14 protein-coding genes are annotated in these 15,421 nt (G+C 72.5%); all 14 read right to left on the bottom strand.

Going from position 1 to position 15,421, the window contains the following annotated elements:
• Positions 1-11: 11 nt before the first annotated feature.
• Positions 12-671, bottom strand: coding sequence for a response regulator transcription factor (locus ACIQMR_RS05170; protein ID WP_266381050.1), 660 nt, complete (start codon positions 669-671; stop codon positions 12-14).
• Complete coding sequence (locus tag ACIQMR_RS05175; protein ID WP_401384070.1) at positions 668-2,017, bottom strand: histidine kinase; 1,350 nt, start codon at positions 2,015-2,017, stop codon at positions 668-670. The genes ACIQMR_RS05170 and ACIQMR_RS05175 overlap by 4 nt, the downstream gene beginning before the upstream one ends.
• Before the next feature lie 384 nt (positions 2,018-2,401).
• Positions 2,402-3,289, bottom strand: a complete 888-nt coding sequence (locus ACIQMR_RS05180; RefSeq protein WP_401383065.1) for an alpha/beta hydrolase family protein — start codon at positions 3,287-3,289, stop codon at positions 2,402-2,404.
• A gap of 77 nt (positions 3,290-3,366) precedes the next feature.
• On the bottom strand, positions 3,367-4,584 hold the full coding sequence (gene kynU / locus ACIQMR_RS05185; protein ID WP_401383067.1) for a kynureninase: 1,218 nt from the start codon (positions 4,582-4,584) through the stop codon (positions 3,367-3,369).
• The gene (gene kynA / locus ACIQMR_RS05190; RefSeq protein ID WP_401383069.1) at positions 4,577-5,422 is read right to left on the bottom strand and encodes a tryptophan 2,3-dioxygenase; all 846 of its coding nucleotides are present in this window, start codon (positions 5,420-5,422) and stop codon (positions 4,577-4,579) included. Before kynA ends, kynU begins: the two co-directional genes overlap by 8 nt.
• 171 nt (positions 5,423-5,593) lie before the next feature.
• Positions 5,594-6,007 carry a DUF3151 domain-containing protein gene (locus ACIQMR_RS05195; RefSeq protein WP_401383071.1) on the bottom strand — a complete coding sequence of 138 codons (414 nt, stop codon included), beginning with the start codon at positions 6,005-6,007 and terminating at the stop codon, positions 5,594-5,596.
• A gap of 86 nt (positions 6,008-6,093) precedes the next feature.
• The gene (locus tag ACIQMR_RS05200; protein WP_401383073.1) at positions 6,094-7,575 is read right to left on the bottom strand and encodes an MFS transporter; all 1,482 of its coding nucleotides are present in this window, start codon (positions 7,573-7,575) and stop codon (positions 6,094-6,096) included.
• Positions 7,576-7,758: 183 nt separating this feature from the next.
• Positions 7,759-8,928 carry a MalY/PatB family protein gene (locus tag ACIQMR_RS05205; RefSeq protein ID WP_401383075.1) on the bottom strand — a complete coding sequence of 390 codons (1,170 nt, stop codon included), beginning with the start codon at positions 8,926-8,928 and terminating at the stop codon, positions 7,759-7,761.
• A gap of 170 nt (positions 8,929-9,098) precedes the next feature.
• Positions 9,099-10,121 carry a class II fructose-bisphosphate aldolase gene (gene fbaA, locus ACIQMR_RS05210; RefSeq protein WP_401383077.1) on the bottom strand — a complete coding sequence of 341 codons (1,023 nt, stop codon included), beginning with the start codon at positions 10,119-10,121 and terminating at the stop codon, positions 9,099-9,101.
• Positions 10,122-10,274: 153 nt separating this feature from the next.
• Positions 10,275-10,814, bottom strand: coding sequence for an orotate phosphoribosyltransferase (pyrE, locus tag ACIQMR_RS05215; protein WP_401383079.1), 540 nt, complete (start codon positions 10,812-10,814; stop codon positions 10,275-10,277).
• A gap of 10 nt (positions 10,815-10,824) precedes the next feature.
• Positions 10,825-11,625 (bottom strand): aldose 1-epimerase, encoded by an 801-nt coding sequence (locus tag ACIQMR_RS05220; RefSeq protein WP_401383081.1) that lies wholly within the window; start codon positions 11,623-11,625, stop codon positions 10,825-10,827.
• A 48-nt stretch (positions 11,626-11,673) separates the two neighbouring features.
• Positions 11,674-12,756 carry an SRPBCC family protein gene (locus ACIQMR_RS05225; protein ID WP_401383082.1) on the bottom strand — a complete coding sequence of 361 codons (1,083 nt, stop codon included), beginning with the start codon at positions 12,754-12,756 and terminating at the stop codon, positions 11,674-11,676.
• 70 nt (positions 12,757-12,826) lie between these two features.
• On the bottom strand, positions 12,827-14,362 hold the full coding sequence (locus ACIQMR_RS05230) for a polyamine aminopropyltransferase (RefSeq protein ID WP_401383083.1): 1,536 nt from the start codon (positions 14,360-14,362) through the stop codon (positions 12,827-12,829).
• 84 nt (positions 14,363-14,446) lie between these two features.
• On the bottom strand, positions 14,447-14,965 hold the full coding sequence (locus ACIQMR_RS05235) for a DUF2617 family protein (RefSeq protein WP_401383085.1): 519 nt from the start codon (positions 14,963-14,965) through the stop codon (positions 14,447-14,449).
• Between the last annotated feature and the right edge of the window lie 456 nt (positions 14,966-15,421).

The raw sequence follows: 15,421 nt of genomic DNA on the forward strand, positions 1-15,421 counted from the left end.
CGCTAGCCGGGCTACCCCGGCGTGACCAGCCTCGCCTCGTAGGCGAACACCGCCGCCTGCGTCCGGTCCCGCAGCCCCAGTTTCACCAGGATCCGGCTGACGTGGGTCTTGATCGTGGACTCGGCGACGACGAGGTGGGAGGCGATCTCCGCGTTGGACAGGCCCTGGGCGATCAGGACGAGGACCTCCGTCTCGCGTTCGGTCAGATCGCCGATCTGGGCCAGCGCCGGAGGCCGGGGCGCCGCCGAGATGCGGGAGAACTCCGTGATCAGACGGCGGGTGACCGTCGGGGCGAGGAGCGCCTCCCCGGCCGCCACGACCCGGACGCCGTCGGCGAGCTGCCGGGCGGAGGCGTCCTTCAGGAGGAAGCCGGAGGCCCCGGCGCGCAGGGCCTGGTACACGTACTCGTCGAGGTCGAAGGTGGTCAGGACCAGGACCTTCGCGTCCTCGTCGGCCGCGACGATCTCCCGGGTGGCTTCTATTCCGTTCAGCTCGGGCATGCGGATGTCCATGAGGACGACATCGGGGCGCAGGGCGGCGACCTGGGCGACGGCCTCGCGGCCGTTGACCGCCTCGCCGATCACCTCGATGTCGGGCATGGCGTTCAGCAGGACGGAGAAGCCCTCGCGGACCATCGCCTGGTCGTCGACGATCAGCACACGGATGCTCATGCGGTCTCGTCCTTCACGACGGGGAGGAACGCGGCGACCTCGTAGCCGCCGTCGTCGGTCCGCTCGGCCGTCATCTCGCCGTTCAGCATGGTCACCCGCTCCCGCATGCCCGTGATGCCGTGCCCTGCCCCCGGCGAGGGCTTGACCAGCCCGCGCGCGGGTCCGTTGACGATACGCAGACCCAGCCCGCCGAGGACGTAGGAGACCTCGACCTTCGCGGGCGCGCCGGGCGCGTGGCGCAGCGCGTTGCTGAGGGCCTCCTGGACGATGCGGTACGCGGACAGCTCGACGCCCTGCGGCAGTTCACGCACCGCGCCGGTGATCGCGAGGTCGACCTCGAGACCGGCGTCACGGACATTGCCCAGCAGCCCGTCGAGATCGGCGAGCGTCGGCTGTGGCGCGTCCGGCGCCTCGTAGTCCTCGGCCCGTACGACTCCGAGGACCCGGCGCAGTTCGGTCAGCGCTGCGACCGCGTTCTCCCGGATCGTCACGAAGGCCTGCTCCAGCTCGGGCGGCGGGTTCTCCACCCGGTAGGGGGCGGCCTCCGCCTGGATCGCGACGACCGACATGTGGTGGGCGACCACATCGTGCAGCTCACGGGCGATGGTGGTGCGCTCCTCCAGGAGCGTGCGCCGGTCGCGCTCCACCGCGGTGACGCTCTGCTGTACGGCGACCTCCTCACGCGCCTCGCGACGGACCTGGACCATGGCGACCACCAGGAGCACGAAGGCCGAGAGGACCATCAGCGGACCGGTGCTGCCGGTGCTGTACCCACGGCTCAGCAGCGTCTCGGCGGCAAGTCCGTACGCGCCCGTCAGGAGCCACATCCACATGGCGGTGCGCGGACGGGTGCGCGCCGCGACGAAGGTCAGGACGGCGACGTGCATGGTGATCGTGGCGCCCGACCAGGGCCAGTCGCCCCACGGGTTGGCAAGCACCCCGAAGAAGAGCGTGGTGGCCAGCGAGGCCCAGAACGCCAGCACCGGACGGACCAGCGTCATCAGCACCACGGCCGCGGGGATCGCGCCGAAGACGATCGACACGAGACCGTTCAGACCGTTCGTCGTTCTGCTCGCGGCCAGCACGATCAGCGCGACGAACGCGACGAACGCGTGCGGGGTCCAGACCGCGTACCTGCGTATCCGCTTCGGCAGCCGGCGGATCACCGGCCCGTCGGCCGGCCTCGGCTGCAGCGGGCGGTAGGCGAAGGCGTCGTGGAAGAGGTCCTGCCGCAGTCCGCCGAGCGCGCCCATGGCCAGGCGGAACTCGGGGCTGCGGCTCTCGGCATCGGTGCGCGGTGAGCGCGGTATGCGCTGCGTGGGCTGCGTGTCGGTCACGTCAGCCAAGGTACGTGCGCGGACGGACGCGGTCGTCACCTGTGATGCGGATCCTTCCGCGTCCGTCGCAGGTACTACACGGGTCCGCCCTGGTCAGACACGGAACGCGGCCGCGTGCTCGGCCGCCCGCCGGGCGAAGGTACGGGCCGGGCGCCCGGTGACCCTCCGCACGGGATGCGGTGACCCGTCGTGCGAAGCCGGTGACCCTGCGTACGGGCTGTCGTGACCCGCCGCACGAAAGCGGTGACCCGCGTACGGTGCCGGTGACCTGCGTAGGAGTTGCGGTGACTCGCCGCGCGAAAGCGGTGACCTTCGTGCGGCTTCGGTGGCCTTCGTGCGGCGCCGGTCGGGCCCGGCCGCCGTCACCCGGCGGGCGCGGTCACCGAGCCGCTGTCACCAGGCCAGTTGGGCGATCTCCTCCGCCACCACCGCGCACGCGTCCGCCGCCGGATCGATCAGCGGGAAGTGACCGACGTCTTCCAGCAACGTCAGCCCCACCGTCTCGCCCGCCTTCGCGGCCGCGTCGACGTACGCCTCGGCGACGGCCTGCGGGACGACGGTGTCCTCACGACCCTGGACGACGGCCGTCGCGATCCCGGTGGGCAGCAGCGCCGCCGGGTCCACGTACCCGGCGCGCTTGTCGAACTCGCCCTCACCGCCGATGAGCTGGAGCACCGCGCCACCGCACACGTCCAGCTCGACCGCCCGCCCCAGGTCCGCGATCGGGGCGAGCGCGACGACACCGCGCAGCAGCGGCGCCGCCGTCAGCCGCCACGGCGAGCCGGCCGGCAGCACATGCCGGGCCGCCGCCCACAGCGCGAGATGCCCGCCCGCCGAGTGGCCGGTGACGACCGTGCGTCGCGCGTCGGCCTGCGGCAGCGTCGTACGGACCAGCTCCGGAAGCGCGTCGAGCGCTGCCGCGACGTCGTCGAACGTGTCCGGCCAGCGGCCCGCCACCGGGCCGCCGCCGGCCGCGTCGTCGTCGCGCTGCTGGGGCAGCGAAGGGCCCCGGCGGTACTCCACGTTGGCCACGGCGAAACCTCGCCGCGCCAGGAAGTCCGCGAACGGCGTGATGTGCCGCCGGTCGTACGGCGCCCGCCACGCCCCGCCGTGCAGCACCACCACCAGCGGCGCCCGGTCCCGGCCGTCGCGCGGCGCGTAGAAGTCCACGACCTGGTCGGGGTGTTCGCCGTACGCGGCCGAGGCGTCCGGGGCAACGGCCGGATGCGACATGGCCGAGGCCTCCTCGGCGGCGTCGCGAGCGGCGGCGGAGTCCGGCATGCTGCTCCAACCTTTCGGTGAGGGGGCCGAATTGGCCTGACCAGCGGGGACGGTACCAGGCCCCCGGCCCCCCGCTGTCAGCCGATCTGCGGGGCGGGCACCTCGGCGAGGACGTCGGCGAGAGTCCGCGCCGCGCGCTCGGTGTCCGCGAATCCGACGTACAGCGGAGTGAAGCCGAATCGCAGCACGTCAGGGCGGCGCAGATCGCCGACGACCCCGCGGGCGATCAGCTCCTCCATCACGGCCGGGGCCTCCGGGCAGGACAGCGCGACCTGGCTGCCGCGCTCGGCGTGCGCGACCGGGGTGAGCGAGGTGACCCTCCCCTGCGGCACGTACGCCTCGACGCACTCCAGGAAGAAGTCCGTGAGGGCGAGGCTCTTGGCCCGTACCGCCTCCACCGGGACCCCGTCCCACACGTCGAGGGCCGCCTCCAGCGCGAGCATCGACAGGATGTCGGGCGTGCCGACCCTGCCGCGCACCGCTCCGTCCGCCGCCGCGAATCCCGCGGCCATCGCGAACGGGTCGGCGTGCGAGTTCCAGCCGGGCAGCGGCGAGTCGAACCGGTCCTGGTGGCGCTCGGCGACGTACAGGTACGCCGGCGAACCCGGGCCTCCGTTGAGGTACTTGTACGTGCACCCCACCGCGAGGTCCACACCGTGCTCGTCGAGGCCGACGGGCAGCGCGCCCGCGCTGTGGCACAGGTCCCACACGGCCAGGGCGCCCGCCTCGTGGACGGCCGCGGTGAGCGCCGGCAGGTCGTGCAGCCGGCCGGTGCGGTAGTCGACGTGGTTGAGGAGCACGACGGCGGTACGGGGCCCGAGCGCGGCGGGCAGCTCCGCCGGGTCGACGGGCACGAGGCGGCGGCCGGTCAGCCGGGCCGCGGACTGAGCGATGTACCCGTCCGTGGGGAACGTCGTCGCGTCGACGAGGATCTCCTCCCGGTCGTCCGGGGCCATCCGTACCGCCGCGACGACGGCCTTGAAGACGTTGACGCTGGTCGAGTCACCGACCACGACCTGGCCGGACGCCGCGCCGACGAGCGGGGCGATCCGCTCGCCGATCCGCTCGGGCGCCGTCCACCAGCCGCTCTCCTCCCAGGAACGGATGCGCAGCTCGCCCCATTCACGGGTGACGACATCGGCCAGCCGGTCAGGGACGTGGCGCGGCAGCGCGCCGAGCGAGTTCCCGTCGAGGTACACCACGGAGCCTTCGAGCGCGAACAGTTCGCGTCGCTTGGCCAGTTCGTCCGCGGCGTCCAGCGCCGCCGCCTTGTCGGCGAGTGTGGTCTCAGACATGGCTGCGCGCCGTCCACAACTCGGGGAACACGTTCTTCGTCGCCCGCTTCTCCAGCCAGGCGACGCCGGCGGAGCCACCGGTGCCGGTCTTGGAGCCCATGGCCCGCCGGGTCGCGACGAGGTGGTCGTTGCGCCAGCGCCACACCAGCTCGCCGACGTCGGTCAGCGCCTCGCCGAGCCGTACCAGCTCGGCGTGCTGGTCGTCGCCCCGGTACACGGCGGCCCACACCTGCTCGATCTCGGGCGACGGCTCGTAGCGCTGCGACAGATCGCGGTCGAGGACGGACTGCGGCACGGGCAGCCCGCGCCGGGCGAGCAGCCGCAGCACCTCGTCGTAGAGGCTCGGCTCGTGCAGGGCCTTCTCCAGCTCGGCGTGGACGCGCGGGGCGCCGCGGTGCGGCACCAGCATCGACGCCGACTTCTCGCCGAGCAGGAACTCCATCCGCCGGTACATCGCCGACTGGAAGCCGGAGCCCTCACCGAGGGCGCTGCGGTACGAGTTGAACTGCATGGGCGTGAGCTGTGCGAGGGGCCGCCACGAGGCGTTGAGCGCGTCCAGCTCCCGTACGGAGCGCTTGAGCGCGTCCAGTGCGACGGGCACTTCGTCGCGGCGCAGGGCGCGGGAGGCGGTCTCCCACTCGTGGACGATGACGGTGAACCACAGCTCCATCACCTGGGTGGTGACCAGGAACACCATCTCGCCGGGATCGTCGGAGAGGGGGTGCTGGAGGTGGGTGAGCACGTCGGCCTGGACGTAGTCCTCGTACGGGGTCGTGCCCGCGAAGTCGAGGTTCGGGGTGTCCGAACCGGCTCCGGAGGCATCGGGATACTGCGACATTCGCTGTCTCCTGACACAGGTGTCCGGGTAGCGGTCCGCCCCTTTCCGTTGGTGGTGTCGGAGCTCCGGTCCCCTGCGCGCATCATAAACACGGGTCCCGCCGGTGACGCGAGGGGCGGACGCCCGGGAAGGACGTCCGCCCCCGAGGGCCGGTGGGGCCGGGGCCGGGGATCAGCCGAGGGTGTCCGCCGCCGTCTGGGACGAGTCCCGCAGGAACGCCGTGCAGCGCTCGTACTCGTCCTGCTCGCCGATCGCCTGGGCGGCGCGGGCGAGCGCGTGCAGGGCACGCAGGAAGCCACGATTGGGCTCGTGCTCCCACGGCACGGGGCCGTGGCCCTTCCAGCCGCTGCGGCGCAGCGCATCGAGGCCCCGGTGGTAGCCCGTGCGCGCGTACGCGTACGACTCGACGACTCGGCCGCCCGCGAACGCGTCGTCGGCGAGCTGGGCCCAGGCCAGCGAGGAGGTCGGGTACTTCGCGGCGACGTCGGCGGGCGCCGTGCCGCTCGCGAGCATCTCCCGCGGCTCGGGGACGTCGGGCAGATGAGTGGGGGGCGGTCCCCCCAGCAGGTTTTCGTGGATGACCATGGGTTCCAGTGTCACAGGTCGATGCGGAATCCGTGGAAGCGGTGCGGGCCGTCCGGGCCGGGCCGGCGGCGAGATCATGTGGATCTTCAACCAGATCGACCGCCCGTAGGGTCCTGCCCGGTCGTTCCCGTCGTGCCCGTCGTCCTCCTCTGCGGTTCCAGCGGCGGTGCGCCGACACCGCAGTGGAGCTTGCACTTGGCGTGGGAGTACTTCTCCGGCGTACGCACCGTCGCGAAGGCCAGCACCGCCCCCACCACGAGCACCCCCGCACACAGGGGCATCGCCCGCCGGAACGTCGCCGCGAACTCCTCCGGAATCCGGTACGCCTCCGGGCCCATCCCGGTCAGCAGCGGCAGCGCGGCCACTGCGAGCAGGCCGGCCGCGCGGGCCGCCGCGTTGTTGATGCCGCTGGCCAGCCCCGCCCGCGAGCTTTCGACGGACGCCAGGACGGTCGCGGTCAGCGGCGCCACCACGGTCACCATGCCGAGGCCCATCACCAGCAGCGCCGGCAGCACGTCCGTGGCGTACGAGGCGCCCGCGTCCACCCGCAGCATCAGCAGCATCCCGGCGGCGCACAGCAGCGGACCCACGGTGAGCGGGATACGCGGGCCGATCCGCTGGCCGAGCTCGCCGGAGCGCGCGGAGAGCAGCAGCATCAGCACCGTGGTGGGCAGCAGCGCGACGCCGGCGGCCAGGGCCGAATAGCCGAGGACGACCTGGAGTTGCAGCGAGGCGAGGAAGAAGAACCCGCCGAACGCGGCGTACACGCACATGGTCACCAGGTTGACCGCCGTGAACAGCCGGGAGTGGAAGACCGACAACGGGAGCATGGGATGGGGCCGGTGTCGCTCGACCCACACGAACAGCACGCCCACGACGACGCCCGCGATCCCGGTCCACCAGGTCGTGTCGATCAGCGCGTACGTCACCAGCGCAAGGCTCAGGGCCCCGAGCGCCGCGCCCAGCACGTCGAACCGGCCGTGCGCCGCGGGGTCCCGCGACTCGGGGACGTGGCGCAGCGCCACGGGCACGCACAGCGCGGCCAGGGGCACGTTCAGCAGGAACACCCAGCGCCAGCCGGGCCCGTCGACCAGCCACCCGCCGACGAACGGCCCGATCGCCGCGCCGACGCCGCCGAACCCGGACCACAGGCCCACGGCCTTCGCCCTGTCGTCCGGGTGGAAACTCGCCTCGATCAGCGCGAGCGACCCGGGGGTGAGCAGCGCGCCGCCGACGCCCTGCAGGGCCCGGGCGATGATCAATGCCAGGTCGTTGGGCGCCAGCCCGCAGGCGAGCGACGCCAGCGCGAACCACACCACCCCGATCACGAACACTTTTCGTCGCCCGTACCGGTCCCCGAGCGCCCCGCCGAGCAGGATCAGCCCGGCGAGGGTCAGTGTGTAGGCGTTGACGATCCACTGGAGGCCGGCGAGGTCCGCGTCGAGGTCGTCGCCGATGTGGGGCAGGGCGACGTTGACGACGGTCGAGTCGAGCAGGGCCATGCTGGACCCGAGGACGGTCGTCAGGACCACCCAGCGCCCGGTGGCCGACGCGAGCCTGATGTCCATAGGGCGATCATCGCGTCCCCTCGTCCCCCTGGCGACCCGGCCGGGTACGGAGCCACCGCCCCCCGGCCCGGCGCCGTCAGGTCAGGAGGCCGGGACGGGAGGGCGGCCAGCCGGTCGGCCGGTCGGTCACGCCGTCATGCCGTCACGCGGGCACGCGGGCACGCGGTCGCCTGGTCAGGGCGATCACGCTGTCAGGCGGGTCAGAGCGCGGACGAGGGCATCGGCGCCGGCCTCCGCCTTCGTACGCGGGCAGCCCAGGTTCATGCGGACGAAGCCCTCCGCCCCGTAGACCCCGCCCCGCATGATCGCGACCCGCTCCCGCTCCACCAGCTCCCGCTGGAGCGCCTCGTCGTCCACGCCCAGCGCGCGGAGGTCGATCCACGCCAGGTATCCGGCCTGTGGCGGCTCCCAGCGCAGCTCGGGGAACGCGGATCGCAGCCGGTCCGCGAGCATCGTCATGTTCCCGGCGACATAGCTTCGCGCCGCGTCCAGCCACTGGGCCCCCTCCCGGTACGCGGCGATGTGCGCGGTCAGGGAGAGCACCGCCGGGGAGGCGAGGCCCTCCCCCGTCTCCATCCGGCGGACGAACGTCGCACGCTCCTCGGGATCGCCGATGATCCCGTACGAACCGTTCAGCCCGGGGAAGTTGAACGCCTTCGACGCGGACGTGATCAGCGCCCAGCGCCCCGGCCCAGGCCCCTCGTCCGTCACGAACCGCGTCCACGGCAGATGACGGTGCCCGTCGTGCGCGAAGTCCGCGTGGATCTCGTCGGCGATCACGGCGACGCCGTGCGTCCGCGCCATCCGGGCCATCTCACCCAGCGCCGTCTCCGTCCACACCCGTCCGGTCGGGTTGTGCGGCGAGCACAGGATCAGCACCTTCGCGTCCGGCCGGGCGAGCTCCCGCTCCAGACCGGCCGCGTCCCTCATCGGCACCCCTCGAAGCTCCCGCCCGAGCCCGGTCACCGCCTTGCGGAAGCCGTCGTACGTGGGCGTGTGGACGACCACCCCGTCCCCCGGTTCCGTCCACATCTGCAGCAGCTGCGACAGCAGGCTCAGCACGGACGGCGCGTACACGATCCACTCCGGATCGAGCGCGGTGTCGTGCCGTCCCGCGTACCACCCGCGTATCGCCTCACGGAACTCGCCGAGCCGCCAGTCGGTGTACCCGAACACCCCGTGCGCAACGCGCTCACGCAGCGCGTCCAGCACCTGCGGCGGGCAGGGGAAGTCCATGTCGGAGATGGTGAACGGCAGCAGTCCGGGCACGCCGAAGCGGTCGGCGACACCGTCCCACTGCACGCTCGCGGTGCCGCGCCGGTCGACGGAGGTATCGAAGTCGTACGTCGTCATCCTCGTGCTCCCCTTCGGGCAGGACGGCAGGACGAAGGCCCGGCACCGAGGTCGGTGCCGGGCCTCTGCCTGCCTGAGCTTGGTGGCCGGCTGAGCCGGGTGACAGCTGAGCCGTGTGCCTGCTTGGGCTTCGTGCCTGCTTGAGCTTCGTGCCTACTTGAGCTTCGTGCCTACTTGAGCTTCGTACCGGTCGAGCGCAGCGCCGCGCACGCCTCGGTCACGCGCTTGGCCATGCCGGCCTCGGCCGCCTTGCCCCAGGTGCGCGGGTCGTACGTCTTCTTGGAGCCGACCTCGCCGTCGACCTTCAGCACACCGTCGTAGTTCCTGAACATGTGGTCCGCGACGGGGCGGGTGAAGGCGTACTGGGTGTCGGTGTCGAGGTTCATCTTCACGACGCCGTTCTCCAGCGCGGTGGCGATCTCCTCGGCCGTGGAGCCGGAGCCACCGTGGAAGACGAAGTCGAACGGGTCAGCCTTGCCGAACTTGGCGGCGACTCCGGCCTGGAGGTCCTTGAGCAGCTCGGGACGGAGCACGACGTTGCCCGGCTTGTAGACACCGTGGACGTTGCCGAAGGACGCGGCCAGCAGGTAGCGGCCCTTCTCGCCCAGGCCGAGCGCCTCGGCGGTGCGGATGGCGTCCTCGACGGTGGTGTACAGCTCGTCGTTGATCTCGTGGGTGACGCCGTCCTCTTCACCGCCTGTCGGGGTGATCTCGACCTCAAGGATGATCTTCGCTGCGGCGGCCTGGGCCAGCAGCTCCTGGCCGATGGCCAGGTTGTCGGCGAGGGTCTCGGCGGAGCCGTCCCACATGTGCGACTGGAAGAGCGGGTTCTGGCCGTTCGCGACGCGCTCGGCGGAGATCGCGAGCAGCGGGCGGACGTAGCCGTCCAGCTTGTCCTTGGGGCAGTGGTCCGTGTGCAGGGCGACGGTGACGCCGTACTTCGCGGCGACGATGTGCGCGAACTCAGCGAGCGCGACCGCGCCGGTCACCATGTCCTTGCTGTACTGGCCGCCCAGGAACTCCGCACCACCCGTGGAGATCTGGATGATGCCGTCGCTCTCGGCCTCCGCGAAGCCGCGCAGCGCAGCGTGCAGGGTCTGGGACGAGGTGACGTTGATGGCCGGGTAGGCGAACTTGCCAGCCTTCGCCCGGTCGAGCATCTCGGCGTAGACCTCGGGGGTTGCGATGGGCATCTGTCCGCTCCTTGTGATGTGCGGTTTGCGTGCTTGGCCCTGACCTGGGGGCGACGTCATCGTCGCACCTATCCTTCCAGACGCCCATGCGGGCTCCCGGTCCAAGGGCGGGACGTTTCACGTGAAACTCCCGCCCTATGGCGAAACCGCAGGTCAGGCCAGACCGAGGTCGTCGAGCGAGTACGCGTTGACGTACGGGAGGCCCGCCTCCGCGATCTTGGGGGCGGCGCCCCGCTCCACGATCACGGCGACCGCGACGACCTCGCCACCGGCCTCCCGTACCGCCTCGACGGCGGTCAGCGGGGAGCCACCGGTGGTGGAGACGTCCTCGACGACCAGGCAGCGCCGGCCCTTCACGTCCGTGCCCTCGATGCGGCGCTGCATCCCGTGCGCCTTGCCCGCCTTGCGGACGACGTACGCGTCGAGGCGCTGCCCGCGAGCCGCTGCCGCATGCAGCATCGAGGTGGCGACCGGGTCGGCGCCGAGCGTCAGACCGCCCACGCAGTCGTAGTCCAGGTCCGCGGTGGCGTCGAGCATCACCTGGCCGACCATCGGTGCCGCCTGACCGTCCAGCGTGATCCGGCGCAGGTCGATGTACCAGTCAGCCTCGATCCCCGAGGAGAGGGTCACCTTGCCGTGCACGACGGCCTTGTCCTTGATCTGCTGGAGCAGCTCAGCGCGTACGTCAGTCATGGCCCTGAGCTTATGCGAGGCGGCGCCACGTCCAGGTCGCGGCGATTTCGAGGGGGTCGATGGGGGTGACCAGACGCGGGTGGGTGTTCAGCCCGTTCGGCGGGCCGGACTGCGGCTCGACGCAGACCGCTTCGTCCTGCTGGTCGTAGACGACGACCCACTCGGTGCGGCTCTTCACCGTGAGCTCCAGCTGATCCGGCCACGTGACGGTGACGTCGAGGCCGTCCTCCATGCCGAAGCAGTCGTCCCACGGGCCAGGCGTGGGCTCGATGCGCCGGCCGGTGGGGAGGTAGTTCGGGCCGCGCTCCTCCTGCCAGTCGGCGATGAAGTCGAGCCGGGCGCCCTTGCCTTCGGGGAAGGCGTTGCGCAGGAACCACGGGTGCCAGCCGGCCTGGGCGGGAAACGAGTCGTCGTACGTCTCGATGCCGAGCTGCAGCGCGAGGGAGTCCTCGGTCAGTTCGAACGTCTGGGTGACGAGCCCGGTGTACGGCCAGGGGTCGGCGAGTTCGTAGGTGAAGACCGCCTCCGCCGCACCGGTGCGCGCGGTACGCCAGGCGGATTCGCGGGCGGTGCCGTGGATGGCGTGCGGCGGGTCGTTGATGGGGAGCTGGTGCTCGACACCGCCGTTGCGGAAGCGGCCGTTCTCGGTGCGACCGCACCACGGGACCATCGGGAAGCAGCCGTAGCGCTCTCCCTGCCGCAGCAGCTCGGTCCCGGCGATGCGGAGGCTGCTGATCCGGCACCCGTTCGCCGGGGCCACGGTCAACTCGACGTCGCCGGCGGTGAGCCGGACGCTCTCTTCGCTACTCACACTCCGACCCTACTGGGGGGCGGCTCGGCGCGCCCGCGCCCAAGCGGGCTACTTGCGGCGGCGCAGAGCGCGCCCGACCACCACGGCGGAGGCGAGCGCGAGCGCGGCGGCCGGGGCGACCCACCGCAGGGTGTTCCCCGCGGTGCCGGTCTGCGGCGCGGGCACGGGGGCGTACCGTCCCCGCGGCGGCGCGTGGTCGACCTCCTCCGCGCTGCGCCCGATCATCGTCCGGCGGGCGTGGGCAGCCTCCGCCGGCGGCTCCTCGTCGTCCCCGAACGCCTCGTCCGCCAACGGGTCCAATGCCGAGGGCGGCACCTCCACGTCGTAGACGGACGCATCGGCACCGGGCGCGTCAGCCGCGTCGGCGCGCTGCGTCTCACCGGCACCGTTCTCCGCGGGTCCGGGCTCCGCGTCCGCGGCGGGCGTGCCGTCGTCGTCCCCGGACGGCCGCGTCACCGCGTCGTCCGTGCTCCCGGCGCCGGAAGGTCCTTCCGGCTCCCCGCCGGGGGTGGCACCGGCATCGGTCTTACCCGGGCCGGCCTGCGCCTCCGTGGACGCCCGCGTCGCGCCGGCGTCCTCCGGGCGGCCGCCCGACGGTCCCGGTTCGGTGGAGTCGTCCGGCCGCGCCGGGTCCTGCGGCGCGTCCGCGACGTGCGAGGCGCCGGGCCGCGCCTCGGAAGGCCGCGCCGGGCCCGGCCCCTGATCCGTCGCCTTGGACGCGAGGGACGACGCGAACCGGTCGAGCAGGCGCGTGCCCGCCTGAGCGACCGTGGCGGCGTCCGCCTCCGCGAGTCGGCCGTCCGCGTGGGCCGTGCCGGTGAAGGTGAGGGTGGTGCCGCCTTCGGCGGGCGTGAGGCGGAGGGTCAGGGCGAGCTTGGCGGAGCCGGAACCGCGGGCCTCCGTGCCCTCGCCCTCGACCGCGAAGCCGTCGTCCTGCCCGGTGATCCGGAGAGCACCGCGGTAGGTGATCGTGTGGCCGCCCACGCGGACCTTCAGCCGGCCGGCGAGCGGGCCCGCCGACGCGTCGGCGTCCTGTTGGAGCCCGGGGACGCACCGGGCGACCCGCGCGGGGTCGGCCAGCGTCTGCCGGAGGGTCTCTGCCGGAACCGGAACGAACACCTCATGCTCCATGGAAGCCGAGCCTACTCAGCCCCGGCCCGCCGGGAGACCTTCTGCGCAGAACCGGCACAGTCGGCGGCGCTCACTCGGCGTACCGCGGACGCAGCAGCGTCGACGGCGGGAGTCCCCTCGGCCGCTCGTCCTCCACGCCGACCACCCCGGGTCCCGGGGCCGGCGGCGTGCCTCCCGCCACGGCGACCGCGAGGACGAAGCCCCGGTCGGGCCGGCCCGGTGCACGGTACGCCCGCGTCGCGAACCCGGCCGCGCGGATCGTGGCCTCGACGGTCCAGTAGGCGTGCGACCTCGCCGTCACGGGCCCGGCGTGCACCGCGAGCCGTCCGCCGTCCGCGAGGACGTCCGCCGCGAGCCCGTAGAACTCCTGGGAGTACAGCTTGGCGCTGGGCGCGACGCCCGGATCGGGCAGGTCCGAGATCACCACGTCGTAGGCATGGTGCGGCACCGCCGTCCCCCGCAGCCAGCAGAAGGCGTCCGCGTACACGACCTTCAGCCGCGGGTCCCGGTACACGTACCCGTTGAGCGCCGAGAGCGCCGGATCCGAGCGGGCGAGGCGCACCATTCCGGGGTCGAGCTCGACGACGGTCACCGACCGCACTCCGGGGTGCCGGAGCACTTCGCGCGCCGCAAGACCGTCGCCCCCGCCGAGGACGAGGACGCGCGCATGCGGTCCCCCGCGCATCGCGGGGTCCACCAGCGCCCGGTGGTGCCGGTCCTCGGGGCCCCCGCTGACCTGCAGCCTGCCGTCCAGGAACAGCTTGACCGGCCCGTGCTCCGCCCCGGTCAGCACGACCTCCTGCACCCCGGTCCGTACGGCGACCCGCACCGGCTCGCCGTACACCGCGCGCCGCGCGGCCGACTCGAAGTCGTCGACCAGGGCCGTCGCGGTGGCCAGCACGGCCAGCACCGTCAGATTCGCCACGAGCAGCCACCACCGCGACCGGGCCGACATGTCGCGCCGGAACAGCCACAGCACGAGCGCCCCGCCCGCCACCGCGTTGACCGCGCCGGTGAGCAGCGCGCCCGTCAGCTGGCCCAGCCACGGCAGCAGCAGGAAGGGAAAGGCGAGTCCGCCGACGAGCGCGCCCACGTAGTCCGCGGCGAACAGGTCGGCCACGGTACCCGCGGCGTCCTCGTCGCCCCCGTCCCCGCCGCCGCGTCGTGACGCCCGCTGGATGAGGGTCATCAGCAGCGGGATCTCGGCGCCGATCAGCACCCCGATGGCGAGTGAGAACGCCACCAGCGCGTGCCGCGCCTCGCCGAGCCAGGCGAACGCCGCGTACAGCACGAGTGCCGAGCAGCCGCCGATGAGCGCGAGCGCCGCCTCCACCAGGGCGAAGCCGACGGCCGCATGGCAGCGCAGCCGCTTGGCGAGCAGGGAGCCGATGCCCATCGCGAAGACCATGACTGACAGCACGACGGACGCCTGGGTGACCGAGTCTCCGATCAAGTACGAGGCGAGGGCGACGAGTTCGAGTTCGTACACGAGTCCGCATGCCGCGCAGACGAAGACCACGAGGAGGACGAGGAACCGGCCCGCGCCCGGACGGACGGGCGGCCGCACCCCGCCCTGAACCGGTGCGGGCAGAGGCGGGTCGATCATGTCGTAACGCTACGTTATGCATCTGTCGCGCATGGTCACCCACAAGGGTGCAACTGCCACAAAATGCCGTAGCGGCGCATGGAGTCAGCGTGCGGTGGGCAGTCGCGCGCCGACCCGGGTACGGGTCACCACGAGCTGGCCCTCCTGCGGGTACGCGTGCCAGGTCCGCCACCCCACCTGGCCGTCCAGGCGCTGGGCGACCATCGCCGTGAACGCGTGCGGCGAGCCGGGGAACGTGCCGGCGAGCCCGTGCGGATGGTCGGTCACCAGCGCGAGCAACTCCTGCGCACGGCCCGCGAACGAGTCCTGCGACAGCGTCTCGACGCGCGCGGCGAACTCGTACTCCCAGTCACCGAGCCGCTGTTCGACGCCCAGCGGCAGGGGGGTGCTGCTGCCCGGCATGCAGGCGACGGTCTCGGAGCAGGCACCCCGGTCCTCCTCGAGCAGCACCTGGTGGGAAGCGCCCAGCAGTCTCAACTGCAGCTTCGCGCCGGACAGTTCGAGGTCGAGCTCGGCGAGGGCGGGCAGCGGCTCCCGGCCCAGCGCCCAGGCCAGATCGGCCGCGCGGGTGTCGGTGTAGGAGGTCTTCAGGGTCGTGAGCATGGATCGGCTCCGCAAACACGCGTGACGGGTGGACCGGGGCACCCCGGAGGCGGCACAGAGGAGGTGGGGGATCTGCCGGCTCGGGTCCACAGGAGGTCCGAGGGCTGGATGTTCTCAACAGCGAGGGAATCATGAAGTGGGAGACGCTCACAGCGCTTTTACCCAACTTGACGTGGTTTCCATCCCCCCGGGGGCCTGTCTGTTCAACTGTTCAACTGAAATCCCTCTCCGGGGTGCACAATCTCGCCGCGCACATGCATCAGGCGTCAACAGGAAGGCGCCCGGAGGGAGTTCGTCCCGCCGGGCGCCTTCGGTCGCGGCGCGGTCGGCTGCCCCGTGTCAGCCGCCCCCGCCGACGCCGCGGTCAGTTGCCGCCACCGCCACCGCACGACGAGCCACCGCCGCACGACGAACTGCCGCACGACGAACCGCCGCCGCAGGACGAACCGCCGTCCC

The sequence above is a fragment of the Streptomyces sp. NPDC091376 genome (genome assembly GCF_044757085.1).
Lineage (GTDB): Bacteria > Actinomycetota > Actinomycetes > Streptomycetales > Streptomycetaceae > Streptomyces > Streptomyces pratisoli.